Below are 24649 nucleotides of genomic sequence, written 5' to 3'. Positions count from 1 at the left end.
CGGGCCGGGCCCCCGGCGGGGCAGGATCAGAGGTCGAACTCGTGCGGCGGCAGGTCGAGCGCGAAGCACGCCTCCCGCACGACGGCCCGCTCCGCGGGGTCGAAGTCGCCGTCCGCGCCGCCGATGACGATGCCGATCTGGATCACGGCACGCGCCTCGACGGGCTTCTTCTTCGCCTTGGCGATCTCCTGGACCACGCTGACCTTGCCGAAGTCGAAGTCGGCGGTGAGCTTGTCGACGTAACCGTCGAACCGCCGCTGGAGGTCGTCGGCGGGGAAGTTGCGCAGGACGTCGTTGCTCGTGATGAGCGCGCCGGCGCTCGGCCGGGTCGATGGTGCCGTCGGCGGCGGCGACCAGGGCGCACATGGCCATGCTCGCGTCCCGGAAGGCTCCCGACCTCAGGTCGTTCTTCTTCGCCTCCAACTGCGTCTGCATCGACGACGCGGATTCCTTGATCCGATCCCACAGAGCCATGACATCTCCATACATTGCGGTGCAGTGCCGTGATGGAGACAACTCTACAGACGTGTAGAACTGCGCCGCACGGGGGCGGGTCCCCGCACGGGCGGCCCGGTCGTGGGAACACGACGGCCGGTCGGGCGCGCCCCGGCGGGGCGGTCCGACCGGCCGTCACGAGGATGCCGGGAGGGGGAAGGCGCGGGGCTACTCGCGCGTCTCGCCCGCGGGTTCCGGCGTACGGGCGTCGTGGCCCGGCAGCACGGCGCCGGGGGCCTGCGCGGCGGGCCCCTTCGCCGCGCCCGCGCCGCCGCCGAAGCGGCTCTCGATCCTGGACGCGATCGGCTGCGTCCACCGGGCGGTGAGCGGTCCGGCGATGACCAGGATCAGGACGTACGCCGTGGCCAGAGGCCCGATGCGCGGTTCGCTGGCCACGGCCAGACCCGCGATGACGATGGAGAACTCGCCGCGCGCCACGAGGGTCCCGCCCGCACGCCACCGGCCGCGCGGGCCTATCCCGGCGCGCCGGGCCGCGTACCAGCCGGTGAGGATCTTGGTGAACGTGGTGGCGACGGCCAGCAGCAGCGCGGGCGCCAGGACCGGCGGGATGTCGGCCGGGGCGGTGGAGAGCCCGAAGAAGACGAAGAACACGGCGGCGAACAGGTCGCGCAGCGGGGTCAGCAGCTTGCGCGCGCCCTCGGCGACCTCGCCGGAGAGCGCGATGCCGACGAGGAACGCGCCGACGGCGGCGGAGACCTGGAGCTCCTGCGCCACCCCGGCGACCAGCAGCGTGAGGCCGAGGACGACCAGGAGCAGCATCTCCGGGTTGTCGGAGGAGACCGCGCGGCTGATGAGGCGGCCGTGGCGCAGCGCCAGGTAGAGGACGAAGCCGACGGTGCCGAGCGCGATGAGCAGGGTGAAGCTGCCGCCGGCCAGGCCGACCCCGGCGAGCATGGCGGTGAGCAGCGGCAGGTAGACCGCCATCGCCAGGTCCTCCATGACGAGGACGCCGAGGATGACGGGGGTCTCCCGGTTGCCGAGCCGGCCCAGGTCGGTCATCACCTTGGCGATGACGCCGGACGAGGAGATCCAGGTGACGCCGGCGAGCGCGACGGCACCGACGGGGCCCCAGCCGAGCAGCAGGGCGGCGACCGCGCCGGGGGTGGCGTTCAGGACGAAGTCGACGGCCCCGGAGGGGTACTGCGTCTTGAGGCTGGTGACGAGTTCGGACGCGCTGTACTCCAGTCCCAGCAGGAGCAGCAGCAGGATGACGCCGATCTCCGCCCCGATGGCGGTGAACTCCTCGCTGGCGGCGAGCGGCAGCAGCCCGCCGTGCCCGAACGCCAGCCCGGCGAGCAGGTAGAGGGGGATGGGGGAGAGCCCCACCCGCCCGGCGAGGCGGCCGATGAGCCCCAGCCCGAGGATGATGGAGCCCAGCTCCACCAGTAGCGCGGTCGTGTCGTGCACGGTCAGCCCTCCGCAATGATGTCGGCGAGCGCGTCGACGCCCTCGCGGGTGCCGACGGCGACGAGGGTGTCACCGATGGCCAGTCGGAAGTCGGGCTCCGGGGAGGGGTGCGCGCTGTGCGTGCGCAGCACCGCGACGATGGACGCCCCGGTGCGCGTGCGCGCCCGCGTCTCCCCCAGCAGCCGCCCGCCGTAGGGCGAGCGGGCCCCCAGCGGGATGTGCTCGGTGACGAGGTCGATGCCCTCGGTGCGTACGGCGTCGATGGGCGCCGGGTCGATGAGGTGCGCCAGCGCGGTCGCCTCGGCCGTCGTCAGGGGCACCGAGAGCCGGCACGAATCGGGGTCGTCCTGTTCGTAGAACCCGATGAACCGGCGTCCGTCGTGGTGGACGACGACCGAGATGTGCTGCCCCGACTCGGTGGTGAAGTCGTACTGGGCGCCGACTCCGGGCAGTGACGTGCGACGGGTTGCCATGGTTTCCTCCCGGAGCGCGCGGCGGTGCGGCGGCGCACGTGACGATCTCTTTATCCGGCCATTACCTTATCGGGCGGCCGAAATGCGCCGATAGGACGGACCGGCGCGGTGCGGGGGCCCGAACAGCGGGAACGGGTCCCGGACACGGCCGTGCCCGGCGGTGGACGGGTCGCCGCCGGGCACGTGCGGGAGAGGGCGCGACGCCTCAGTCCGTGACCTCGATCCGGCTGTCCTTCGCGCCGGCCGGCTCCGGGGCGGCGGCGGGGGCCGGCGCCGCGGCGCCCGTACGGTCCTTGAGGCTCTGGAGGAGCCCCGCCACGTCCACGCCCGTCGTGGAGCTGAGCAGCTCCATCCCCTGCGCCACGTTGTCGGTGACCGTGCGGGCCAACTGGCTCGCGCCGTCCGTGGAGATGACCGTCAGCTTGTCGATGGCGCTCAGCGGCTCGGAGGCCTTGGCGACGACGCTCGGCAGGACCTCGACCAGCATCTGGAGGACGGCCGCGTCGCCGTACCGCGCGAACGCGTCGGCCTTCTTCCGCATGGCGTCGGCCTCGGCGGCCCCCTTGGCGGCGATGGCCGCAGCCTCCGCCTCGCCCTCGATGCGGACCGCGTCGGCGAGCGCCGAGCGGTGCAGCTTCTCGCCCTGACCGGTCAGGCGCGAGCGCTCCGCGTCGGCCTCGGCCTCCTTGACCTGGGCGATGCGGCGGGCCTCGGCCTCCTGCTCGGCCTGGTAGCGGGCGGCGTCGGCGGGCTTGCGGACCTTGGTGTCCAGCTCGCGGTCGGTCAGCGCGGCCTGGCGCTCGGCGACCTTCTCCTGCTCCTGGAGGACCTCCTGCTGGCGCGCGGCCTCGGCGAGCGGCCCGGCCGCGTTGGCCTTGGCGGCCGCGGCCTCCGTCTCGGCCTTGATCTCGGCCTGCTTCAGGTAGTACGTCCGCTCGGCGATGGCGATCTCCTCGGCCGCCTTCAGCCGGGCCTGCTCCGAGGCCCGCCGGGCGATGGCCTCGGCGATGTCGGCCTCCTGCTTGGCGCGGGCGGCCTCCGGGCGGCCGAGGTCCTCCAGGTAGGAGCCCTCGGTGGTGATGTCCTGGATCTGGAAGGCGTCCAGGATCAGGCCCTGCCCGGAGAGGCTGGCCTCGGCCTCCTCCGCGACCTGCCCGGCGAACGCGGCCCGGTCCCGGATGATGTCCTCGACCGACATCCGGCCGACGATGGCGCGCAGCGCTCCGGAGAGCACTTCCTGGGTGAAGCCGACGATGCCGTTCTGCTGCTGGAGGAAGCGCTGGGCGGCGGCGCGGATGGCGTCCTCGCTGCCGCCGACCTTGACGATCGCCACGCCTTCGAGGTTGGACTTGACGCCCCGCAGGGTCACCGCGCCGCGCACGGCGATCGGGATGTGGCGGCTGGAGAGGTCCAGGGTGAACTTCTGCTGGACGAACGGCACGACGAAGACGCCGCCGCCGACGACGACCTTCTGGCCGCTGTTGTCGACGCTGATCTGCCCGGTGACCGGGTCCGTCGACTTCTTGCCCCGGCGGCCGGTGATGATGAACGCCTCGCTGGGCCCGGCGACCTTGTAGCGCGTGATGACGACCAGGCCGAGCAGGACGAGGAGTACGACGATGCCTATGACGGCGATGACTACTGGACTCATGGTGAGGTGTCCCCCCTGCCTCCCGTGGGGGACGGCAGATTGTCGTGGAGCGGGGTGGTGCCGCGGGTCGGTGGGGTGATGGGCGTACGGGTGGCCGCCGGGCGGTCCGGGCCGGTCAGCGTTCGACCGGGCGGACGGCGACCGAGGTGCTCGACAGCGCCGCTTCCACCCAGACCTCGCCCCCGCGGGCGACGGGCGTGGCGCACTTGGCGGCGTACTTGACGGGCTGACCGCCCAGCCGCAGCATCACCTCGCCGTACCCGTCGGCGGGAATGGCCGTGACGACGGACCCGGAGGTGCCGACGAGGTCCGATGCGCGGGGGGTCGCGTCGGTCTGGTCCCGCATCAGGGCCGCGCTGAACCTCCAGGTGAGCCAGGCCGCGACGAGGCCGGCGGCGACACCGGCGGCGGTGGCCGCGAACGTCCCCGCACCCGTCGTGCCGAGCACGAGGGCCCCGCCGAAACCGAGCATCGAGACGAACCCGGCGATCACCGGAAGCGAGAGGAGACCGTCGAAGAGGCCGTCGAACACACCGTCGAGCAGCCCTTCCAGGATTCCGCCGAAGACCAGGGAGAGCGCGAGCAGGACGATCCCCGCGATGCCGGCGCCGAGAAAGAAGGTCATGCGATCGCTCCCCCTGATGGTCGACGTCCCCCGAAAGCGCTCCGTCGAACTGGCTGGATGGTCCCATACCCGGCGTGGTCCGGTCACTGCCGTATTCCGGCAGTCGTCGGGCCGCTTCCCTGCCGGGTGGAGCCGGGCGGCGCGCCCCGATCCCGGACCCGGCGACCGCCCGGCGGCGCTGCGGATGCGGCGCGCGGAGTGTCGGCCGACGATGGGGGTTCCGGGCGACGACGGCGGGAGGCGGACTCGTGCAGGCCGAAGCGTGCGACGACGGGATGCCGTCCACCCTGGACACCCGCACGGTCGCGGCCGTGTTCGACGGCGCTCCGATCGGCGTCGCCGTCCTCGACCACCGGCTCCGCTTCACCTACGTCAACCCGGCGCTCGAACGGCTCGACGGCGTGCCCGCCGCCTCCCACCTGGGCCGGAGCTTCGCCGAGGTGCTGCCGGACCTGCGGGGCCAGGTCGCCGCGCTGCACAGGGCCCTGGCCGACGGGGTCCCCCGCGAGGAGACGGTCAGCGGGCGGACCTGGGCGTTCTCGGGCGACGAGCCCCGGTTCTGGCAGGTCACCTACCACCGGCTGGAGGCGAACGGGCAGGCGTGCGGCCTGCTGGCGATCGTCGTCGAGATCACCGACATCGCCCGCCAGCGCGCGGAGCTGGAACAGGCCCGCGGCCATGTGGCCCTGCTCAGCTCGGCCGCGCTCCGGATCGGCACCACCCTCGACATGGACACCACCTGCCGGGAACTGGTCGCGTTCGTGGTGCCCGCCTTCGCCGACGTGGCGATCGTCGACATCTTCCCGTCCGAGGTGGGGAGCCCGGTGCGCCGCCCCGACGCCGGCGTCCTGCGGCTGAGGCGCGCCGCGCTGCGGGGCACCGGGGTGCTCGACGAGCGGATGCGGCGGTTCGGCCACGCCGGGGAGTACGTCGACTTCACCCCCGACGCCGCGGTGAACCGCTGCCTGGCGGAGAACCGGCCGATCCTCGACGAGTGGCCCGGCCGCGGCCGGAGCGCCATCACCGCGGAGCGGATCGCCGCCTACCAGGCCCTCGGCCTGCGCGACGCGCTCGTCGTCCCGCTCACCGCGCGGGGCCACCCGCTCGGCGCCCTCAGCCTCGTCCGGGCCACCGGCTCCCCGGCCTTCACCGAGCAGGACGTGGCCGTCGCCCGCGAGCTGGCCGCGCGGGCGGGCGTCGACCTCGACCACGCCCGCCGCTACGACCACGAGCACAGCATCGCCCGCGAACTCCAGCGCTCCCTGCTCTCCGAGCCCTACGGCCCCCACTCCCACGTCGAGGTCGCCACCCGCTACCGGCCGGCGGACCGGGGCGTCCTGGTGGGCGGCGACTGGTTCGACGTCGTCCCCCTGCGGGACGGCCGCCACCTCAAGGCGATGGGCGACGTGATGGGGCACGGTGTGGAGGCGGCCGTCGCCATGAGCCACTACCGCTCGCTGCTGCGCGTGCTGGCGAGCGAGGACCTGCCCCCGCACCGCATCCTGGAGCAGCTCGACGCGATGGTGGAGCGGTCCGGCATGGACCGGGCCGCCACCTGCCTGCTCGCCGTCGTCGACCGGTTCGGCGGGAGGTGCCAGTTGGCCAGCGCGGGCCACCTGCCCCCGGTGTTCATCGATCCGGGGAAGGCCGGGGCCCGGATCGCCCGGCTGCCGGTGGGGCCGCCGCTCGGCACGGGCTTCGGCGGCTACCGGACCGCGTCGGTGTCCTGCGGTCCGGGGACGGTGCTGTTCATGTACACCGACGGCCTGGTGGAGCGCCGGGGCGAGGACATCGACGTGTCGGTGGGGCGGCTGTCCTCGCTGACCCTGCCGAGCAGCGGACGGCTGGACGACCTGCTGGACGAGGTCCTCGACCGGTTCGGCCAGGACGCCGAGGACGACATCGCCGTCCTGGCGTCCCGCATCCGCGAGGGCCCGCCGGTGCTGCGGCCGCCCTTGGGGTGAGACCCGAGGCCGCCCGCACGCCCCGCCGTCAGCCCAGTTCGAGGGTGGTGATGCCGTACAGGCCGCTCCGGTCGATCTCCGGTTCCGGGCCCGCGTACATCCGGGCGGTGTCGAACGAGGGGGCCAGCCCCAGCTCCTCGGCGAGCCGGACCGCCGCCGGGTTGGCGTCGGGCACGTCGAGCGCCACGGGCGTGTCCGGGGCGGTGGCCGCGACCGCGCTGACCAGTGCCGCCGCCACGCCGGGGGACGCGGCGTACAGGGGGCCGATGCGGGAGGCGGCGCGGCACGGCCGGAGCACCGCGAGCCCGTGGACCTCGCCGTCGCGGACGGCGGCGAGGGCCGTGTGGTGCGGGGCCGAGGTCCACGACGCCAGGAAGCCGTCGCGCGCGGCCGGGAAGAACCGGCGGTCGTAGGCGGCGAGCAGGTCGAACGGCACGCTGCGGGCGTCCACCAGGTCGGTGCCCGGCGGCGGGGCGAGGCCGGGCGGCGGCGTCCCCTCGTACCGCGCGTTGCCCCAGCAGGTGCGGAAGCCGGACCTGCGGTAGTTGTCCTGTTGGGCGGGCACCCCGTCCAGGCCCACCGTGCGCCCGGCGAGCCGGGCCGTCCCGGCCTGCCAGGTGCGCAGCCCGTACCCCTGCCCGCGCAGGTGGGGGCGGGTGAGGTAGAAGCCCAGGAAGCCGTAGTCGTCGCCGTAGCGGACGACGGACAGGGAGGTGACCGGCTCGCCGTCCAGCCGCCCGAACAGGAAGCCGCGCGGGTCGGCGGCGTAGAACAGCCCGCCGTCGCCCCCACCGGGATTCCAGCTCTCCTCGTGGGCCCACGCGCCCAGCGTGACGATGTCCTCGGCGCGGGCCGAGGTGATCTCGAAGTGTTTCGGCACGGTACGGACGTACCCACCGCGGGGCCGGTTCAGGCCGCGCCCCGCCGGTTCGCCTCCCACCGCCGCACCGGGCCGGGCTCAGGCCCCGTGCCGGCGCCGCTCGCGCAACCGCCGCAGGACGACGGCGGCCGAGGTGACCAGCGGCAGCATCCCGGACACCGTGTCGGCGGTGCTCCGCCCGCCGTGCGCGCCCTTGGCCCGGCGGAACCGCTTGGCCGCCCTGGCCACCGCCAGCGCGCCGCTGCCCAGGCTCAGCACGAGCCCCACCTTGCCGCCGCGCGTCCCCTTGAGGGGCGTGGACCGGTTCTTCGCCATCGCGGGTACCTCCAGATGCGGGACAGCGGTCGGGCCCGTCGCGTGTCCCACGTAACCGGCTCTCCGCCGCGCCCGCAAACGGACGGGCCCCGGCGCGGCGGGGTGGCGTCATCATGTGTTCACGCCCCGTCCGCGCGCGCGTCGCCGCGCCTTGCGAGGGTCCCCGGAGGAAGAGCGGCCGCCGCGGCCGTGCGGAGGAGACGTGCCATGAACGGATCGACTGCCGGCCTGCCCCGCCGCGGGGCCCTGCTGCTGGCGGGGATGGTGGCCGCGGGCACGGTCGCCACCGGCGCGGGGACGGGCGCGGCCCAGCCGCGCACCGGGGCCGTGTGCGCCGAGGGCGAGCCGTCGTCGTACGCCTGCGCGCGGCCGGGGGACCTGATCGGTGCCACCCTGGGCGAACTGCACCCCACCCAGGCCGTCCTCGGCTTCGACCAGGTCTTCTACAAGCTGGGGCGCTACGGCAGCACCCGCGACGAGGCCGCGGGCGGCGTCAACAAGCGCTTCGACGACTGGTGCGAGACCAACGGCCAGGGGGAGGCGGCGTCGGCGCCCCCCGGCGCGCGGCTGGACGACCCGGCGAGCTTCACCTGCACCGTGCCCCTCGGCCGGGAGACCCCGGAGTCGATCGCCCCGATGAAGACGGCCGTCGTCGGGCCGGGCGGGAAGCTGTACCTCACCGACGGGCACCACACGCTCACGTCGTTCCTGGAGGGCCCCGACGGCAGTCCCCGGCTGCCGGTGCGGCTGCGGGTCACCGACAACCTCAGCTCGCTGTCCACCGCGGAATTCTGGCGGCGGATGGCCGCCGAGAAGAAGGTCTGGCTGCGCGACGAGCACAACCGGCCCCTCACCCCGGACCGGCTTCCCGACCGGCTCGGGATCACCCACTTCCGCGACGACCCCTACCGCAGCCTCGTCTACTTCACCCGCGACATCGGCTACGAGGTCCCGGCGGCGGCCACCGAGTTCCTGGAGTTCTCCTGGGGCGCGTGGCTGCGCGGCGAGCACGACCTCGCCCGGGAGGACCTGACCGCGCCCGGCCCGTACCTCGACCTGGTCGAGCGCGCCTCGCGCTCCATGGCCGCGCTCGCCCCGGACGCGGTCGTCGACGACGGGAAGACCGCCGCGCAACTGGGCCGCATCGCCCAGTGGAACGGCGGCAAGAAGCGCACCGCCGGGGAGTTCGCCAAGCTCGGCAGGCCGCTGAGCGACGCCAAGCCCGGCAAGCTCGCCGAGGCGCTGCACTACAAGGCCGGCGTCCCGGCCGCGCCCGCCTGCACCACGCGGATCACCGGGCCGCGCACCGGGCCGCTGACCGTCGCCTCCGGCGTCGCCTGCCTCGACCGCGCCGACCAGCGCGGCCCGGTCACCGTCCGCGCCGGGGCGGCCGTCGTGATCACCGGCTCCACGCTGGAGGGCCCGCTGCGGGCCGACCGCGCGGCGGCGGTCCACGTCTGCGGCTCCCGCGTCACCGGCCCGGTCTCCGTCAGCCGTAGCACCGGGATGGTACGGATCGGCGGTCCGGGCTGCACCGCCGACTCGATCACCGGCCCCGTCCACCTCACCGGCAACACCGGAGGCGTGCTGCTCGCCGGGAACACGATCACCGGCCCCCTGGCGTGCTCCGGCAACCTCCCGGCCCCGGACGGCACGGGCCGGGCCAACGAGGGGGGCGGCCCGCGTACGGGCCAGTGCGCCGCGCTGTGAGTCCGCGCGCCCCCCGCCGGGGGCGCTGAGGGCCGGGTCAGACGAAGGCGTACGCCACCGCGGTGGCCGCCCCCAGCCCCGCGCCCGCCACCGTCTGGGCGACGGTGTGGTAGCCGAGGGCCACGCGCGACCAGCAGACGGCCGCCGTCAGGGGGTACGCCGCGAGCCACCAGGGCGTGTGCACGACGGCGAGGAGGGCGACGGCCGCCGAGGCCACCGCCGAGTCGACGGAGATCTTCCACACCGTGTTGACGGCCAGCAGGCCGACCGTCATCACCCACAGCGCGAGCATCGCGACGAGGATGCCGGTGGGCGCGCCGCCCGCCACCATCACCGCCGACCCGACGCCGATCGAGCCGAGGATCACGAAGAAGATCGGCGCGCGCTTGGTGCGGTCCACCACGTGCCGGTCGCCCCAGGCGCCGCGCCCCCGCTCCCACTCGATGTAGCCCGCCGGGACCAGCCCGGCGCAGAGCGCCCCGAGGAGCCCCCAGAGCAGCCCGGTCCCGTCGCCCGCCGCCGCCAGGCCGATGCCGACCATGCCCGCCAGCAGGACGTTGCGGGGCTGGAGGACGTCGGTGACGGTGCGTGCGGCGGACCGCGTGCGGGCGGGGGCGGCGGGTTGCGCGGTGGTCCGGTTCACGCGGTCGGCTCCGTGGTGCGGGGGGTGCGGGGGGAGGTCGCCTCGGCGAGGACCGCGCGGGCGCGCTCCTCGCCGACGGTGCGGTAGGCGGCGGCGATCCGGACCAGCCGGGCCACCTCGCCGTCCTGGTCGGCGGCGTGCTGGGCGGCTACGGTCGCGGCCGCCCCGGCGGGCGCGCCGGAGTCCAGGGCGAGCAGGGCGGCCCGCACCCAGTAGGCGTCGGTGAGGGCCGCCGCCCGGCGCGGGTCGGCGGTGTCGCGGGCGGCGGCCCGCCCGGCGGCGGCCAGCAGCCCGTCCGGCACGTAGTGGCGCAGCCTCTCGACCGCGTCCGCGATGTCGGCGGCCCAGCGGTCGACCCGCAGGTCGGCCGGGACGTTGAACCGGGTCAGCTCCCGGCCCAGCGAGGCGGGCGGGTCGAACGGCTGGTCGGGGAAGGCGGTCATCAGCTCGTGCCAGAGGGCGTGCAGCCGGACCTGGGCCCGCCACAGCCGGGCCCGGCGCGCGCCGGCCGCGAGGGCGGGGAGGGACGCGCCGAGGGCGAAGAGGACGAACAGCACCACCTGGGCGGCTTCGGTGGCCCGGTCGAACCGGAGGGCGAACGCCTCGCTCGGCCGGTCGGCCACGCTGACCCAGAGGAACAGCGTGCGGCTGGCGGTGTAGCCGACGCCGATGAACATCGCGCACGTCATCATGGCGAGCCCGACGCGCAGATGGCGCCGCCGGGCGTCGGCGGTGGCCAGCGCCCACTGGAAGGCGCACACGGCCGACGCGGCGCCGAGGTAGAGGTAGAACACGCTCATGTAGAGCGTCGCGCCCCACTCCCCGGCGTGGTCGGAGACGAAGCGGTCCGAGGGCTCGGAGCGGTCCACCACGGTGAAGAAGAGGACGGTGAGCAGGACCAGCGTGGCGGCGGACGCCCTGGCCGCCACCTGCTGGACGAGCCGGGCGAAGCGCACGTGGCGGGGGACCGCGCCCTCCTCGGGGTAGCTGCCGTAGACGGCCACGATGTAGCTGAGGATGGCGAGGATCGCGACGGTGGCGGTGTAGTGCTTGATGAGCACGGCCAGGTCGGTCACGGCGCTGTTGTTGAGGGCGGTGCGCACCGCGTGGGTCTTCGTCCACAGGGCGACGGCGAACCCGGCGTAGCAGCCCCACAGGGCTCTGCGCCGGCGGTCCTCCTCGTCGCCCCACAGGGCGGCGGGCATCCGCCACAGGGCGACGGCCGTCATCAGGCCGGCCGTCAGGTAGCCGGCGAGGTCGAGAGAGGTCACGGGGGCGTTCGTCCTCGGGGTCGGGGCGGGGGAGCGCGGGGCGGGTCGAGCGGGGGGCCGGGTGGCACGTGTCAGAGGGCGTCGGGCCGCCCGAGCCGGAGGAGGCCGCGCCGCCGGTGGGCCACCGGGCGGGAGAGGGAGTCGTCGAGTCGGCCCACCATGTCGTCGGTGGTGAGGCCGCGCGCCATCCGGGGGATCAGCGAGGCGCCGAATTCGGCCATGCGTTCGTCGTGGGTGTCGTACTGCGCGCGGGCCTGGACGGTCGCGCCGCCGGAGGCGAGGACGTCGGCGGCCTCGGGGGAGAGGACGCGGGCGATCAGCGAGGTGTCGAAGACCGGGAGGAGGGTGCGCAGCCGCTCGGCGTCGAGCGTCGTCCCGTGGTCGAACCACTCGTGGCACAGCTCGTGCAGGACGACGTGCTGCGTCTGGTACGCGGTCGGCCTGCGGCGGTAGAGGACGAGGCTGGTGCCGCCCGCCTTCAGGCGCAGCCCGCACGCCGCGTTGACGCGGGCCAGGCGGTCCGGCATCTCGTGCAGCCGGATGGTGCGCCCGCGCGCCTCCTCCATGTTCGCCACCAGTCCGGACAGCGAGAAGGGGGTCGGCAGGGGCAGGTCGGCGAGGCCGGCCTCGCACTCTTTCCGCAACTTCCGCAGGGACATGACCAAGACGCTACGCTTCCGGCCCCGCGCGGCGCCGGTCGGCGGCGGAACCCGTCGGTCCGGAGCCCTCCCCGAGGGGGTTCTCCCTCTCCTTGGCGGCGTCCTCCAGCAGGGCCAGCGCGAACCGCAGCAGCTCCGGCGGGAGCCCGTCCTCGTCCAGCCCCCGGCCGGCCACCCCGCTGATCTCCCCGGTGCGCCGCTTGGCCAGGAACTGGAGGCCGGCCACGACGTCGTCGACGACCTCGGACTCCTCCTTGAAGAAGCGCCAGTCCACGCCGAATCCCAGGCCGAGGGCCTTCAGGATCTCCTCGGAGGGCTGGGTCACCTTGCCGGCGAGGATGTTGGAGAAGTAGCTGTGCGACAGCGAGCCGCCGCGCTCCCTGACCCGTTCGGCGAAGACCCGGCCCGAGATCCGCCGGCCCGGAAAGGTCTTCTCGACCATGTACTCGACCTTCTGCCGCAGCGAGTCCAAGCGGGGCAGCTCGTCGGGTCCGGGCGGCCGGGGCGGTGCGGTCGGTTCGCGCGGTTCCGTACCGGGTTCGCCACCGTCGTCCTTGGCCATCCGGGCCTCCACGGTCACCTCGGAGTCGGAACTGAGCTTGCGCAAACACTCTACGTCACTGTTAACTCGAAAAAACACGGGCAGGGGACCACGAGGGGAGTCCCTTGCCCGTGCGCGAACGCGCGTCCGGAAGCGGCTCCGGACAGGGGTGTAGCCCTTCACGACGGGGGATGCGTGAAGGGCTACACGCGCATTATGGCCCCGTGGTCCTCCCCACGACAACTGACCAGTCGGTCAGCGGTTCCGCGCGCGGCCCCGCCCGCGCCGCCCGCCGCCCCCGGAATCTGTTCCGGCCGCGATAGACATGGCGTAACCGGACGATTAGGGTTTCTCGTGCGGTCATGTGAAAGAGCGGTATGCGGCAGAGGGGCCCGCGGCCGTACGGCGACCGGCCCCTGAGCGGTCCCGCGCGGCACGGCGCGGAACAGAAGAGGTGCAGATGCCCCCGGAGAACCCCGCGAACGCCGCCGATCGCCTCGACGACGACGACTACCCCGCCTACACGATGGGGCGCGCCGCGGAGATGATCGGCGCGACGCCGGGATTCCTCCGGGCGATCGGCGAGGCCCGGCTGATCACCCCGCTGCGTTCCGAGGGCGGCCACCGCCGCTACTCCCGCTACCAGTTGCGCATCGCCGCCCGCGCCCGCGAGTTGGTCGACGGCGGAACGCCCGTCGAGGCCGCCTGCCGCATCGTCATCCTGGAGGACCAGCTCGAAGAGGCGCTGCGCCTCAACGAGGAGCTGCGCGGCCGCCCCGCGCGCTCGGGCGGCCCCGCCGAGCGCTGAGCGCCCCGGCCGTCCGCCGGGGCGCCGCGCGGCCCCGCGCCCCGGCGCCCCCGGAGGTCTTCGCGGAGCCCCGCGCCATATCTGCATTCGCCAGCACAGTATTTCACGCAATGCGCGGTGAGGCTTTTATGTTCCGACGGGCGCGGTGTTATTGCCGACGCGCTCTCCCGGCATCACCGTGCTACTGTTGATCTCAGTTGCAGTTGTGGTTCCCAAAAACTTCAAGTGCTCTTGCCGGTCAGATGTCGGCGGGCGCGCTTATGTATTTCCGGTACTTCCGGACGGGGTAATCATCGCGGCGACGTCGGACCCGCACAGTGTGGGTCCGCGGGCTCTGCCCCTAAGGAGATATGACATGGCTACTGGCACCGTGAAGTGGTTCAACGCGGAAAAGGGCTTCGGCTTCATCGAGCAGGACGGCGGCGGCGCCGACGTCTTCGCCCACTACTCCAACATCGCCGCCAGCGGCTTCCGTGAGCTGCAGGAGGGCCAGAAGGTGAACTTCGACGTCACGCAGGGCCAGAAGGGCCCGCAGGCCGAGAACATCACCCCCGCCTGATCACTCAGGCCGCAGTACCGCGTAGCTGGGGCCCGCACCTTGGGGTGCGGGCCCCGGCTCGTTGTCGTTTCCGGGGCCCGCACCGCGCGCCCCCTGCCGAAGCCGCGTCCGGTGCACTGATTCCCGGCGGCCGGGTTTCGCTCTCTTCTGTCATTTCATCGGCTCGTTCTTGCGATTCTGGGTGCCGTTCACGGCCGCTTCCCGAAAAAGAATCCCTCGATACGTGCCCCATCGAGGAAAGGTTCTGCATGAACCGCGAACGCACACCCCGCTCGAACGACCGATTCGCCCGCACCCGCTCCGGCGGCCCCTCCGCCGCCCGCAGCGGCGGCGCGCCCCGCCACTCCGGCGGCGACCGCCGTGCCGCGGGCTTCGGCGGCGGCCCCAAGCGGTCCAGCGGCTCCGGGGGCTACGGCCGCCGCTCCGCCGCCGGCGTCAAGGGCGAGTTCGCCCTGCCGGTCACCGTCACCCCCGCGCTCCCCGCCGCCGAGACCTTCGGCGAGCTGGAGATGCCGGCGCCGCTGAAGGCGGCGCTCGTCGCCGAGGGCATGACCGTGCCCTTCCCGATCCAGGCGGCCACCCTGCCCAACTCGCTGGCCGGCCGGGACGTCCTGGGCCGCGGCCGCACCGGCTCGGGCAAGACGCTCGCCTTCGGCCTCGCGCTGCTGGCCCGCACCTCGGGCCGCCGTGCCGACGCCAAGCGCCCCCTCGCCCTGGTCCTCGTCCCCACCCGCGAGCTGGCCCAGCAGGTCACCGACGCGCTCACCCCGTACGCCCGGTCGCTGAAGCTGCGCCTGGCCACCGTGGTGGGCGGCATGTCCATCGGGCGGCAGGCCAGCGCGCTGCGCGGCGGCGCGGAAGTCGTCGTCGCCACGCCGGGCCGTCTCAAGGACCTGATCGAGCGCGGCGACTGCAAGCTGGACCGGGTCACCATCACGGTCCTGGACGAGGCCGACCAGATGGCCGACATGGGCTTCATGCCGCAGGTCACCGAGTTGCTGGACCAGGTGAGCCCGGACGGGCAGCGGATGCTGTTCTCGGCCACCCTGGACCGCAACGTCGACCTGCTGGTGCGGCGCTACCTGAACGACCCGGTCGTGCACTCCGTCGACCCGTCCGCCGGTGCGGTCACGACGATGGAGCACCACGTCCTGTACGTCCAGGGCGCCGACAAGTACGCCACCACGACGGAGATCGCGGCCCGCGACGGCCGGGTGATCATGTTCCTGGACACCAAGCACGCGGTGGACAAGCTCACCGACCACCTGCTGCACAGCGGGGTCCGGGCGGCGGCGCTGCACGGCGGGAAGTCCCAGCCGCAGCGCACCCGCACCCTGGAGCGGTTCAAGAGCGGGCACGTCACCGTCCTGGTCGCCACGAACGTCGCGGCGCGCGGCATCCACGTCGACAACCTCGACCTCGTGGTCAACGTCGACCCGCCGAGCGACCACAAGGACTACCTGCACCGCGGCGGCCGGACCGCCCGCGCCGGGGAGTCCGGCAGCGTCGTCACGCTGGTGCTGCCCAACCAGCGCCGCGAGATGACCCGCCTCATGGCGGACGCCGGGATCACCCCGCAGACCGCCCAGGTCCACTCCGGCGAGGCCGAGCTGAGCCGGATCACCGGCGCGCAGGCGCCCTCGGGCGTCCCGGTGGTCATCACCGCCCCGCCCAAGGAGCGCTCCACCCGCGGCGGCGCGTTCATGGGCCGCGGCACCAAGCGCGGCGGCGCGACCGCCACCCGCCGCCGTCCGGGCGTGCCCACGCCCGAGGCCCGTACGGCCGCCGCGCAGCGCCGCTCCAACCGCGCCGCGTGAACCCGCGCGGCCGGCGGTCCGCCGCCGGCCGCTCCCGTGCGGCGCTCCCCGAACCCCTCGTGCCGCTCCGTGTACGCGAACCCTGTTGAGGAACCATGCGCTGTGTCATCGCCCGCTTCCCCTTCGATCTGTTCAAGAACGAGGTGGAGGACTCGATGAAGGGCATCAAGCCCGAACCCGTCACCGGTGACGCGGTGGTCATCAGCCGCCGGGTGTACCCGGTCAAGCAGGTGGGCGAGGTCATCACCCGCCAGGACCGCCGCGATTTCAGCTCCTCCGAAGTCGTGCGCGCGCTGTCCAAGCTCGGCTTCACCTGCCGCACCGCCGAGACGGCCGCCGCACCGGCGGCCGCCCCCCGCTCCCCGCTGGAGACGGCCTCCGCTCTGCTCGGCACCCCCGCCTCGGAGCCCGCGCCGGCGCCGGCCGCCGCGCGGGGGCTCGGGACCCTCTGAGCCCCGCTCGGCCGGCCGTCCGCGCCGCGAGGGCGGCCCGGACCGGCGCCGGTCCGGGCCGCGCGCGGTCCGGGGCGTGCCAGGATCAGCGCCCATGAAGAGGAAGCTGACCGCGTTCGGCGCGGCGGTGGCGGCGTGCCTGCCGGCCGCCGCCCCCGCGCACGCCGACGAGACGCACACGGACTCCCACAACGGGCCGGTGGTGGCCCTGATCTCGACGGGTCAGATCGACGATCCGCTGGAGGACGTCCTGGAGCACGTCACGCTCCTGGGCCGGACCGTGATCCAGGACGGCTGAACCCCGAGGGCCCGTTGCGCCCCCTCCCCCGGACGGGAGGGGGCGGACGGGCCCTCGCGCCGTCCTGCGGTTCAGGCCGCCGGGACGGCCGGGGGCCGCTGCCGCGCCCACGCCATGCGGGGCTCCAGCAGCGGGCGGAGCAGCCGCCGTACGGGCGGCGTGCACAGCAGCGTGACCATGACGGCCGCACCCGCGGTGACGGCGACGGAGCCCGCCGCGGTGGCGAGGAACGGCCGCTCGTAGAAGCCCTCGTAGGACAGGCCGCGCACGACGAAGCCGTGCAGCAGGTACCCGTACAGCGTGCAGCTCCCCAGCGCCGTCATCCACGTGCGGCCCCTGGGCACCCAGGACAGGAAGCACGCGCCCAGCACCAGCGCCGCCGCGAACAGCAGGACGGTCGCCACCGGGCCCGTCCACTGCGCGGTCTCCAACTCCTGGGTGCTGTTCTTGCGGAAGAACCACGAGGTCGAGGTCCGGGGGACCAGCCAGTACGCCACCAGCGTCCCGAGGGCGAGGACCGGCACCGAGACGACGCGCACCCAGGTGCGGCGGACCAGCTCGAAGTGGTGCGGGCCCAGCCGCAGCCCGAGGACGTAGAACGGCAGGAACTGCAGCACCCGCTGGACGGGGAGCGCGCCGTCCGCCGCCGGCGACAGCGTCGCCAGCGCGGCGATGGCGAGGGAGACCAACACCGGAGCGCGGACCGCCTGCCACAGCGGGGTGGACAGCCGCCAGAGGAACAGGGCGGGCAGGAACCACAGCAGCCAGTAGGGCGAGAGCAGCGCCAGGGCGAAGTCGGCGTCGCGCAGCGTCCGCTGGAAGACGGTGTAGAGGACCTGGAACACGACGTAGGGCGCCAGCAGGCTGGTGACCAGCTTCCACACCCGGTCCGGCCGCAGCTCGAAGGTCCGCGAGAAGTAGCCCGCGATCAGGATGAACACCGGCATGTGGAACGTGTAGACGAAGGTGTACGCGGCCTCCACCAGCCGGCCGTGGGGCAGCGGCTCCCAGGCGTGGCCGATGGCCACCAGCACGATCGCCAGGTACTTGGCGTTGTCGAAGAAGTGGTCCCGGCCGTCGTCGGGCGTGCCGCTCCGGGGGGAGGCGGCCGCGGTGGGGCGCGGCAGCTCCGGGGTGAGGGGGGAAGGCATCCTGACACCCTAGGGCGTGTTCGCGTTCCGTCGGAGGGGTGTGTTCCTCGTCACCTTCGCGGGGGATCCGTGCTCCGCGCGGGGGTCACCCGGTTGACGCGCTCCCCTGCGCGCCGGCGGGTCCGGGCGCAGGGTGGATGCCATGTGGTCCCGCCGTATCGTCCTGGGCGTCCTGGTCCTGCCCCTGGCCCTCCTGGTGTTCGGGGACGGCCCGGCGCTCCACGCCTCGCGGACCGAGCTGGCCACCGGGCCCCGGCCGCCCCGCGGGCTCCCGCAGCCGGCCGTCGTCGGGCGCGGGGCGTGGCGGGCGGCGGAGGAGCTGGTGCGGGAGGAGCCGCGCTACACGGGGGCGGCGAAGGCGGTGTTCGTCCACCACACCGGCAATTCCAACGACTACGACTGCGCGGACGCCCCCGCGCTGATCCGCGCCGTCCAGGCCGCCCACGTCGAGAAGGACGGCTGGGACGACATCGGCTACAACTTCCTCGTCGACCGCTGCGGCACCCTCTACGAGGGGAGGGCGGGCGGGGTCGCCCGGCCGGTGCTGGGGGCCCACACGAAGGGGTTCAACGCGGACACGGTCGGCGTCGCGGCCATCGGGAACTTCGCCGAGGGGGCGCGGGTCCCGGCGCCGATGCTGGAGGCGCTGGTGCGGCTCGCCGCCTGGAAGCTCCGGCCGGGGGCGGACCCGATGGGCACGGTGGACCTGGTCTCGACGAACGACGAGAGCCGCTACGACCGGGGCCAGGTGGCCCGGCTGCACGTCATCTCCGGGCACCGCGACAGCTTCGAGACCCGCTGCCCCGGAGACGCGCTCTACGGGCTGCTGCCCGAGCTGCGGGAGCGCACGGCGAAGCTGCGCGCCTCGGTCCCCGGACACTCGGCGGCGGCCCGGCTGCGCCCGACGTTCTGAGCGCCGGCCGGGCCCCCGGCTGCCGTCAGCGGGCGACGAACTGGGTGAGTATCGCCTGCACCTCGTAGATGTCGACGCCCTTGGTGAACGTCTTCTGGAGCGGCGTGGGGCTGCCCGAGATCCAGATCTTCAGCTCGGCGTCGAGGTCGAACGTCCCGGCCGTCTCCACCGCGAAGTGCGTGATGCTGCGGTACGGCACGGAGTGGTACTCCACCTTCTTGCCGGTGATGCCCTGCTTGTCGACGAGGATCAGCCGACGGTCGGTGAACAGGATGGTGTCGCGGATCAGCAGGAAGGCGGCGTGGATCTGCTCGCCCTGCCCCAGGAGCCGGGCGTAGTCCTGCTGGGCCGTGGCCGGGTTGATCGTGTGCGCGTTGCCGAACAGTGCCATGGGCGCCTCGTCTCTCGTTCCGTCGTAGTCAACTACGCGCCGGGCGGGGCGATGGTTCCCGATCGCTGCCCGGCCGCCGGGTCTCAGAGGGGGACGACGGTCGCCTCGGTCGCCTTGACGCTGGTCCAGACGGCCGTCCCCTCGGCGATGCCCAGCTCGGCGGCGGCCTGCGGGGTGATCTCCGCGACGAGGTCGGGAGCCCGGTCGGAGGTGATCAGCAGGCGGAGCCGGCTGCCGCCCGAGGTGATCTCGCGGACCGTGCCGGGCCAGACGTTGCGCGGGCTGCCGGTGGGCCGCTCGCGGTGGACGGAGACGGCTTCCGGCGCGATGACGGCGAGGGCCTCCGTGCCCGCCGGGAGGGGGTCGGCGACGACGAGGCGCCCGCCGCCCTCCGGGGCGAGCCCGTCCGCCGTGGCGGTGCCGGGCCAGGCGTTGCGGCCCAGCATCCGGGCGACCCACGGGGAGCGCGGGCGGCGGGCGACCTCGGCGGGCGGCTCGTCCTGGAGGACCCGGCCGTCCTCCAGCACCAGGACCCGGTCGGCCAGCGAGACCGCCTCGACCGGGTCGTGGGTGACGATCAGGCAGACCCCGCCGAAGTCCGCGAGGTGCCCGCGCAGGGTGTGGCGCACGCGGGCGCGGGTGGTCTGGTCGAGGGCGGCGAGCGGTTCGTCCAGCAGCAGGAGGCGGGGGCGGGCCGCCAGCGCGCGGGCGAGGGCGACCCGCCCGGCCTGGCCCCCGGAGAGCTGGGCGGGCCTGCGGTGGGCGAGGTGGCCGACCCCGAGCCGGTCCAGCCAGCCCTGCGCCTCGCGGCGGGCCTCCGCGCGGGGCACGCCGCGGGCGCGGAGCCCGTACGCCGTGTTCGCCAGGGCGCTCAGGTGCGGGAAGAGCGCCCCGTCCTGGGGGACCCAGGCGACGCCCCGGCGGTGCGGGGGCAGCGCGGTGGCGTCGACGCCGCCGAGGCGCAGGGCGGCGTGCGCGCGGGGGGTGAGGCCGAGGAGGGCCCGCAGGAGGGTCGTCTTGCCCGCGCCGTTGGGGCCGACGACCGCGAGGGTGGCGCCCGCCGGGGCGTCCAGCGTGAGCCGGGTGAAGCCGGTGACCTCCGCGTGGAGCGGCCAGGGCTCCGACGGCGCGGGGGCGGCCGGCGGCTCCGGGTGCGCGCCGCCGCGCCCCTCGCCGCCCTCGCCGCCCTCGGCGTCGGGCGCGGGCCGGTGCGCGGGGGACCGGTCGTGCGGGGCGCCGGTCCAACGGCCGCGCAGGGCGGTCAGCACGGCCATCGCGATCACCAGCAGCAGCAGCGACACGGAGGTGGCGGCCTCCGGGGAGTCCTGGAGCAGCAGGTACACCTGGAGCGGCAGGGTCTGCGTCGCGCCGGGGAGGTTCCCGGCGAAGGTGATGGTGGCCCCGAACTCCCCGAGCGCGCGGGCCCAGGTGAGGGCGGCCCCGGCGATCAGGCCGGGGGCGACCATCGGCAGCGTGACGGTGAGGAACACCCGGACCGGCGCGGCGCCGAGGGACGCCGCCGTCTCCTCGTACCGGGGGCGCAGGCCGGCGAGCGCGCCCTCCAGCGAGATGACCAGGAACGGCATGGCGACGAAGGTCGCCGCGAGCACGGCCCCCGAGGTGTGGAAGGGGAGCGTGACGCCGAGGGAGTCCTCCAGCCAGGGGCCGAGCAGCCCGCGCCGCCCGAAGGCCAGCAGCAGGGCGACGCCGCCGACCGTGGGCGGCAGGACCATCGGCAGCAGGACCAGCGAGCGGACGAACGCCTTGCCGGGGAAGGAGGTCCGGGCCAGCAGCCAGGCCAGCGGCACCCCGAGCAGGAGGGAGAGCCCGAGCGCCCACAGGGAGACCGTCAGCGAGAGCCGCAGGGCCCGGACGGTGGCCGCGTCGGTGAGGTGCGCGCCCAGCTCGCCCCAGGAGGTGCGGGCCAGGATGCCGACGAGGGGCAGCAGCAGGAACGCCACGGCCAGCAGGGCGGGCGCGGTGAGCAGCAGCGGGGCGCGGGTGCGCGGGGCGCGGCGGCCTTTCGGGCGCGGGCCCCCCGCGCGGCGGGCGGTCACGGCTGCTGGAAGCCCGCGGCCCGCAGGATCTCCTGCGCGGGGGGCGTGGTGAGCCAGGCGACGAACGCGGCGGCCGCCGCGCCGTTCCGGGAGGTCTTCAGGGTGGCCGCCGGGTAGGAGGCGACGGCGTTCTCGGCGTCCGGGATCCCGACCGCGTCGACCTTGCGGGCCGCGGCCTCGGCGTCGGTGCGGTAGACGATCCCCGCGTCCGCCTCGCCGAGCGCGACCTTGGCGAGGACGGCGCGGGCGTTGGGTTCGTGGGAGACCGGGGCCACCGCGATCCGCTGCGCGTCGAGCACCCGCCGCGCGTAGCGTCCGACCGGCGCCTCCACGGCGGCGAGGACGACCTTCAGTCCGGGGTCCGCGAGGTCGCGCAGGCGCCCGACGTGTTCCGGGTTGCCCTCGCCCACGGCGATGACCAGCCGGTTGCGGGCGATCACCGCCGGCTTCCCGGTGTCGGCGGCGAGGGCGTCCATGGTCGCGGTGTCGGCGGTGACCAGCGCGTCGGCGGGGGAGCCCTGGTGCACCTGGGCGGCCAGCTCCTGGGAGCCGGCGAAGGAGAACGTGATCGCGGTGCCGGGGTGCGCCTTCTCGTACGCGGCGCCCGCCTCCGCGAAGACGTCGGTGAGGGAGGAGGCGGCCAGCACCGTCAGACGTGTCGTGGGAGCGCCCGGTCCGGGCGCTCCGCCGCCGCAGGCGGTGAGGGGGACGAGGAGTGCGGCGGCCAGCGCGGCGGCGGCCGGGCGGCGGCGGGTCGGGGCAGGCACGGGGCGGGGCTCCTCGGGCGCGGGCGCGGTCGGGCGGGCGGTGGGGGAGGTCCGGGCTCAGGCGCGGTCGATGTGCACGCTGGTCGACTTCACGCGGGCCGTCGCCCGTACGCCGACCTCCAGCCCCAGCTCCTCCACGGCCTCCCTGGTCAGGAGGGAGACGAGCCGGTGCGGACCGGCCTGGACCTCGACCTGGGCCGCGACGTCGCCGAGCTTCACCGCCGTGACGATGCCGGGGAAGGCGTTGCGGACCGAGGTGGCGGGGGCCTCGTCCTCGCCGCCCGCGCCCTGGCCCACCTCGATCGCGAAGGCCGCCAGCGCCCGGCCCTCGATCACGCGCCGGCCCGCCTCGTCGCGCCGGGTCGCGACCCGGCCGGCGTCCGCCCAGCGGCGGGCGGTGTCGGGGCTGACCCCGAGCAGCCGGGCGGCCTGGCCGATGGTGTAGGTCTGCATGTGCGCCACGCTAGAGCAGTCGGCCTGGCAGGTGCCAGCCTTCGGGCGGATACGCATCGCAGACGCGTGCCTCTCCGCGCGGCGGCGCGGGTCGCGCCGGGGCCCCCGGCCTCGGCCCGTGGACGCCGGTCGGGCGGGGATCAGGCCGCCGGGCTGATGGCGGGGACCTCGCCCTCGGTGGTCGTCACGTCGATCACCGAGAACGCCGCTCCCTGCGGGTCGACGAGCGCGGCGAACCGGCCGAAGGGGCTGCCCACCGGACCGAAGCGCAGCGTCCCGCCGCGCCCGGTCGCCCGCGCCACCGCCGCGTCGCAGTCCGGCACGGCGAAGTACACGTTCACGAAGGCCGGTTCCTCGGCGGGGAACTCCTCGCCCATCGTCATCCGGCCCAGGACCGTCTCGCCCTGGACGTCGAACATGGCGTAGTCCATCGAGGCGTCGTCGAACCGGCGCACGGCGTAGGAGAAGACCGCCGGGTAGAACGCGTCGGCCTTCTCCGGAGTGCGCGTGTACACCTCGGCCCAGCAGTACCCGCCGGGGGTGCCCAGGTCGGTCGCGAACCCCTCGTGCTCGCCGGCCTGCCAGACCCCGAACACCGCGCCGCCGGGGTCGCGGGCCAGCACCATCGTGCCGAAGTCGCCGACCCGCATCGGCTCCATCAGCACCTCGCCGCCGTTCTCCCGGATCGCGGCGGCCGTGGCGGCGGCGTCCGGCGAGGCGAGGTAGAGGCACCACGAGGGCCGGCCCTCCGCGCCCGGCACCGGCGGGACGACGGCGGCCGCCGCCCTGCCGTCCGCGTACGCCTGGACGTAGTCGCCGAACTCCGACGCGCTCGTGTCGAACGTCCAGCCGAGCACCTCGCCGTAGAAGTCCTCCACGCCCTCGACGTCGTCGAACATGGCGTCCGCCCAGCACGGAACGCCCTGCGGTTTCCCAGCCATGGGCCCGGTCCTTCCCTGGGGTCGCTGCCTCGGTCCCTCCCGTACGACCACGCTAGCCAGCCCCCGCCGCCTCCGCGCGCCGGGCGGCGGGAGCGGGGCTCACGGGCGGGAGCGGTGCCGGGACCGGGGCTCCGGGGCGGCGTGGTCCGCGCAGTCGGGGTTCTCGCAGGGGCCCGGACGCCAGACGGGGACGAAGACCCCGAGGGACTTGTGGCGCCGCACCTCGGAGGGGACGGGGTGCTTGCAGGTCGGACACATGAAGGCGGTCCGCCCGCGTCGGTCGTCGCTTCCTTTGCTGTCCATGCACCCACGATAGGTCCGGCGGCCCGTGCGGGACACCGCTCGCCGGGGCTCCGCCGTGCGCACGAACGGCCCCTCGCGCGCCTACGCGCGGGCGCCGGCGCCGCCGGAGGGGTCCGGGCCGTCCGCGTCCTCCGGCGGGCGGCGGCGGAGGCTCAGGACCACGGACACCGCGAGGATGACGACGATGACGGCGAGGCTCACCGGCGAGGGGATCTCCGGGACGGAGGAGCTGACCATCTTGTGGGTGGCCTGGAGGATCAGTTTGACCGCGATGAAGGCGAGGATGACCGCCAGCCCGTGGCTCAGGTAGTGGAACCGGTCCAGCAACCCCGCCAGCAGGAAGAACAGGGCCCGCAGCCCCAGGATCGCGAACGCGTTGCTGGTGTAGACGATGAAGAGGTGGTCGCTGACCGCGAGCACGGCGGGGACGCTGTCGACGGCGAAGACCAGGTCGGCCGCCTCGATCGCGGCGACCACCGCGAGCAGCGGGGTGGCGACCCGCCGGCCTCCCTCCCGGACGGTGAAGCGCGTGCCGGAGTAGTGGTCCTGGACCGGCACCACCTTCCGCAGCAGCCGCACGGCGAAGCTCCTGCCCGGATCGAAGCTCTCCTCCTGGCCGCTGAGGATCTTGTAACTGCTGTAGAAGAGCACCGCGGCGAAGAGGAACAGCACGGCGGTGAAGCGGTCGACCACCGCGACGCCGAGCGTCAGGAAGACCGCGCGGAACACCAGCGCGCCGATCACCCCGAGGAAGAGCACCCGGTGCTGATAGGCGCGCGGCACCTGGAAGTAGGCGAAGATCAGCGCGAAGACGAAGAGGTTGTCGACCGAGAGGCTCTTCTCCAGCAGCCAGGCGGTGGTGTACTCCGTCGCGGCGTCCGTCCCGAGCACCAGGAGGACGAGCCCGCCGAAGGCCAGCGCGAGCCCCACCCACAGGGCGCTCCACAGCCCGGCCTCCTTGAAGCCGATGACGTGCGCGCCGCGGTGCGCCAGGAGGTCCACCGTGAGGGAGACGACCACGGTCGCGGCGAAGACGAGCCACAGCCACACCGGTACGTCCACGCCGCGCACCTCCCACTCGGTT

The 24649-nt window shown here is 74.5% G+C and carries 26 protein-coding genes and 1 pseudogene; 8 read left to right on the top strand and 19 right to left on the bottom strand.

Annotated features, from left to right (window positions below):
* Positions 1–26 precede the first annotated feature (26 nt).
* The 5 genes and pseudogenes from ACZ6EJ_RS04350 to ACZ6EJ_RS04330 form a co-directional block, all read right to left on the bottom strand.
* A pseudogene (locus ACZ6EJ_RS04350) lies at positions 27–474 on the bottom strand (tellurite resistance TerB family protein).
* A gap of 189 nt (positions 475–663) precedes the next feature.
* On the bottom strand, positions 664–1923 hold the full coding sequence (locus tag ACZ6EJ_RS04345) for a cation:proton antiporter (RefSeq protein ID WP_469264481.1): 1260 nt from the start codon (positions 1921–1923) through the stop codon (positions 664–666).
* Positions 1924–1925: 2 nt separating this feature from the next.
* Positions 1926–2396, bottom strand: coding sequence for a cation:proton antiporter regulatory subunit (locus tag ACZ6EJ_RS04340; protein ID WP_469264479.1), 471 nt, complete (start codon positions 2394–2396; stop codon positions 1926–1928).
* 205 nt (positions 2397–2601) lie between these two features.
* On the bottom strand, positions 2602–4047 hold the full coding sequence (locus ACZ6EJ_RS04335; RefSeq protein ID WP_469264477.1) for a flotillin family protein: 1446 nt from the start codon (positions 4045–4047) through the stop codon (positions 2602–2604).
* Between the two features lie 115 nt (positions 4048–4162).
* Positions 4163–4672 carry a hypothetical protein gene (locus ACZ6EJ_RS04330; RefSeq protein ID WP_469264475.1) on the bottom strand — a complete coding sequence of 170 codons (510 nt, stop codon included), beginning with the start codon at positions 4670–4672 and terminating at the stop codon, positions 4163–4165.
* A 275-nt stretch (positions 4673–4947) separates the two neighbouring features.
* Between ACZ6EJ_RS04330 and ACZ6EJ_RS04325 the strand changes: the two genes are divergently transcribed.
* Positions 4948–6636: a PP2C family protein-serine/threonine phosphatase gene (locus tag ACZ6EJ_RS04325; protein ID WP_469264520.1), complete on the top strand. Its 1689-nt coding sequence runs from the start codon at positions 4948–4950 to the stop codon at positions 6634–6636.
* Positions 6637–6664: 28 nt separating this feature from the next.
* Here the strand turns inward: ACZ6EJ_RS04325 and ACZ6EJ_RS04320 are convergent, their stop codons facing one another.
* Both ACZ6EJ_RS04320 and ACZ6EJ_RS04315 read right to left on the bottom strand, forming a co-directional pair.
* Positions 6665–7516 carry a GNAT family N-acetyltransferase gene (locus ACZ6EJ_RS04320; protein ID WP_469264473.1) on the bottom strand — a complete coding sequence of 284 codons (852 nt, stop codon included), beginning with the start codon at positions 7514–7516 and terminating at the stop codon, positions 6665–6667.
* Between the two features lie 78 nt (positions 7517–7594).
* Positions 7595–7831, bottom strand: coding sequence for a hypothetical protein (locus ACZ6EJ_RS04315; RefSeq protein WP_469264472.1), 237 nt, complete (start codon positions 7829–7831; stop codon positions 7595–7597).
* A gap of 207 nt (positions 7832–8038) precedes the next feature.
* Here ACZ6EJ_RS04315 and ACZ6EJ_RS04310 point away from each other — a divergent pair, with 207 nt between their 5' ends.
* Positions 8039–9541: a ParB/Srx family N-terminal domain-containing protein gene (locus ACZ6EJ_RS04310; protein WP_469264470.1), complete on the top strand. Its 1503-nt coding sequence runs from the start codon at positions 8039–8041 to the stop codon at positions 9539–9541.
* Positions 9542–9578: 37 nt separating this feature from the next.
* On the opposite strand, the gene ACZ6EJ_RS04305 is transcribed toward ACZ6EJ_RS04310, so the two are convergent.
* The 4 genes from ACZ6EJ_RS04305 to ACZ6EJ_RS04290 form a co-directional block, all read right to left on the bottom strand.
* Positions 9579–10082, bottom strand: coding sequence for a hypothetical protein (locus ACZ6EJ_RS04305; protein ID WP_469264519.1), 504 nt, complete (start codon positions 10080–10082; stop codon positions 9579–9581).
* 98 nt (positions 10083–10180) lie between these two features.
* The gene (locus ACZ6EJ_RS04300) at positions 10181–11455 is read right to left on the bottom strand and encodes an MAB_1171c family putative transporter (protein ID WP_469264469.1); all 1275 of its coding nucleotides are present in this window, start codon (positions 11453–11455) and stop codon (positions 10181–10183) included.
* 71 nt (positions 11456–11526) lie between these two features.
* Positions 11527–12114: a toxin gene (locus tag ACZ6EJ_RS04295; protein ID WP_469264467.1), complete on the bottom strand. Its 588-nt coding sequence runs from the start codon at positions 12112–12114 to the stop codon at positions 11527–11529.
* Positions 12115–12124: 10 nt separating this feature from the next.
* Positions 12125–12721, bottom strand: a complete 597-nt coding sequence (locus ACZ6EJ_RS04290) for a hypothetical protein (protein ID WP_469264466.1) — start codon at positions 12719–12721, stop codon at positions 12125–12127.
* 394 nt (positions 12722–13115) lie between these two features.
* On the opposite strand from ACZ6EJ_RS04290, the gene ACZ6EJ_RS04285 reads away from it, so the two are divergent.
* From ACZ6EJ_RS04285 to ACZ6EJ_RS04265, 5 genes are all read left to right on the top strand, one after another.
* Positions 13116–13463, top strand: a complete 348-nt coding sequence (locus ACZ6EJ_RS04285) for a MerR family transcriptional regulator (protein WP_469264465.1) — start codon at positions 13116–13118, stop codon at positions 13461–13463.
* A 355-nt stretch (positions 13464–13818) separates the two neighbouring features.
* The gene (locus ACZ6EJ_RS04280; protein WP_015609674.1) at positions 13819–14022 is read left to right on the top strand and encodes a cold-shock protein; all 204 of its coding nucleotides are present in this window, start codon (positions 13819–13821) and stop codon (positions 14020–14022) included.
* A gap of 248 nt (positions 14023–14270) precedes the next feature.
* Complete coding sequence (locus ACZ6EJ_RS04275; RefSeq protein ID WP_469264463.1) at positions 14271–15839, top strand: DEAD/DEAH box helicase; 1569 nt, start codon at positions 14271–14273, stop codon at positions 15837–15839.
* Between the two features lie 95 nt (positions 15840–15934).
* Complete coding sequence (locus ACZ6EJ_RS04270; protein ID WP_469264461.1) at positions 15935–16291, top strand: SCO5918 family protein; 357 nt, start codon at positions 15935–15937, stop codon at positions 16289–16291.
* A gap of 94 nt (positions 16292–16385) precedes the next feature.
* The gene (locus tag ACZ6EJ_RS04265; RefSeq protein ID WP_469264460.1) at positions 16386–16589 is read left to right on the top strand and encodes a hypothetical protein; all 204 of its coding nucleotides are present in this window, start codon (positions 16386–16388) and stop codon (positions 16587–16589) included.
* A 71-nt stretch (positions 16590–16660) separates the two neighbouring features.
* Here ACZ6EJ_RS04265 and ACZ6EJ_RS04260 read toward each other — a convergent pair whose 3' ends face one another.
* A complete protein-coding gene (locus ACZ6EJ_RS04260; protein WP_469264459.1) occupies positions 16661–17740 on the bottom strand; it encodes an acyltransferase family protein in 1080 nt (359 codons plus the stop codon).
* Positions 17741–17882: 142 nt separating this feature from the next.
* On the opposite strand from ACZ6EJ_RS04260, the gene ACZ6EJ_RS04255 reads away from it, so the two are divergent.
* Complete coding sequence (locus ACZ6EJ_RS04255; protein WP_469264457.1) at positions 17883–18653, top strand: peptidoglycan recognition protein family protein; 771 nt, start codon at positions 17883–17885, stop codon at positions 18651–18653.
* A 25-nt stretch (positions 18654–18678) separates the two neighbouring features.
* Here the strand turns inward: ACZ6EJ_RS04255 and ACZ6EJ_RS04250 are convergent, their stop codons facing one another.
* The 7 genes from ACZ6EJ_RS04250 to ACZ6EJ_RS04220 form a co-directional block, all read right to left on the bottom strand.
* Positions 18679–19044: a PH domain-containing protein gene (locus tag ACZ6EJ_RS04250; protein WP_469264455.1), complete on the bottom strand. Its 366-nt coding sequence runs from the start codon at positions 19042–19044 to the stop codon at positions 18679–18681.
* 83 nt (positions 19045–19127) lie between these two features.
* Positions 19128–21101, bottom strand: coding sequence for an ABC transporter permease (locus ACZ6EJ_RS04245; RefSeq protein WP_469264454.1), 1974 nt, complete (start codon positions 21099–21101; stop codon positions 19128–19130).
* Positions 21098–21868, bottom strand: coding sequence for a molybdate ABC transporter substrate-binding protein (gene modA / locus ACZ6EJ_RS04240; protein ID WP_469264452.1), 771 nt, complete (start codon positions 21866–21868; stop codon positions 21098–21100). The genes ACZ6EJ_RS04245 and modA overlap by 4 nt, the downstream gene beginning before the upstream one ends.
* A gap of 57 nt (positions 21869–21925) precedes the next feature.
* Positions 21926–22321: a TOBE domain-containing protein gene (locus ACZ6EJ_RS04235; protein WP_469264450.1), complete on the bottom strand. Its 396-nt coding sequence runs from the start codon at positions 22319–22321 to the stop codon at positions 21926–21928.
* Between the two features lie 140 nt (positions 22322–22461).
* On the bottom strand, positions 22462–23262 hold the full coding sequence (locus ACZ6EJ_RS04230) for a VOC family protein (RefSeq protein ID WP_469264448.1): 801 nt from the start codon (positions 23260–23262) through the stop codon (positions 22462–22464).
* 99 nt (positions 23263–23361) lie between these two features.
* A complete protein-coding gene (locus ACZ6EJ_RS04225; protein WP_469264447.1) occupies positions 23362–23565 on the bottom strand; it encodes a hypothetical protein in 204 nt (67 codons plus the stop codon).
* An 81-nt stretch (positions 23566–23646) separates the two neighbouring features.
* Positions 23647–24627: a TerC family protein gene (locus ACZ6EJ_RS04220; protein WP_469264446.1), complete on the bottom strand. Its 981-nt coding sequence runs from the start codon at positions 24625–24627 to the stop codon at positions 23647–23649.
* Positions 24628–24649 lie beyond the last annotated feature (22 nt).

This window comes from Streptomyces sp. NPDC041970 (assembly GCF_055588985.1).
The sequence above is the reverse complement of the archived record's forward strand: the minus strand, read 5'-3'. Positions and strand labels throughout refer to the sequence as shown.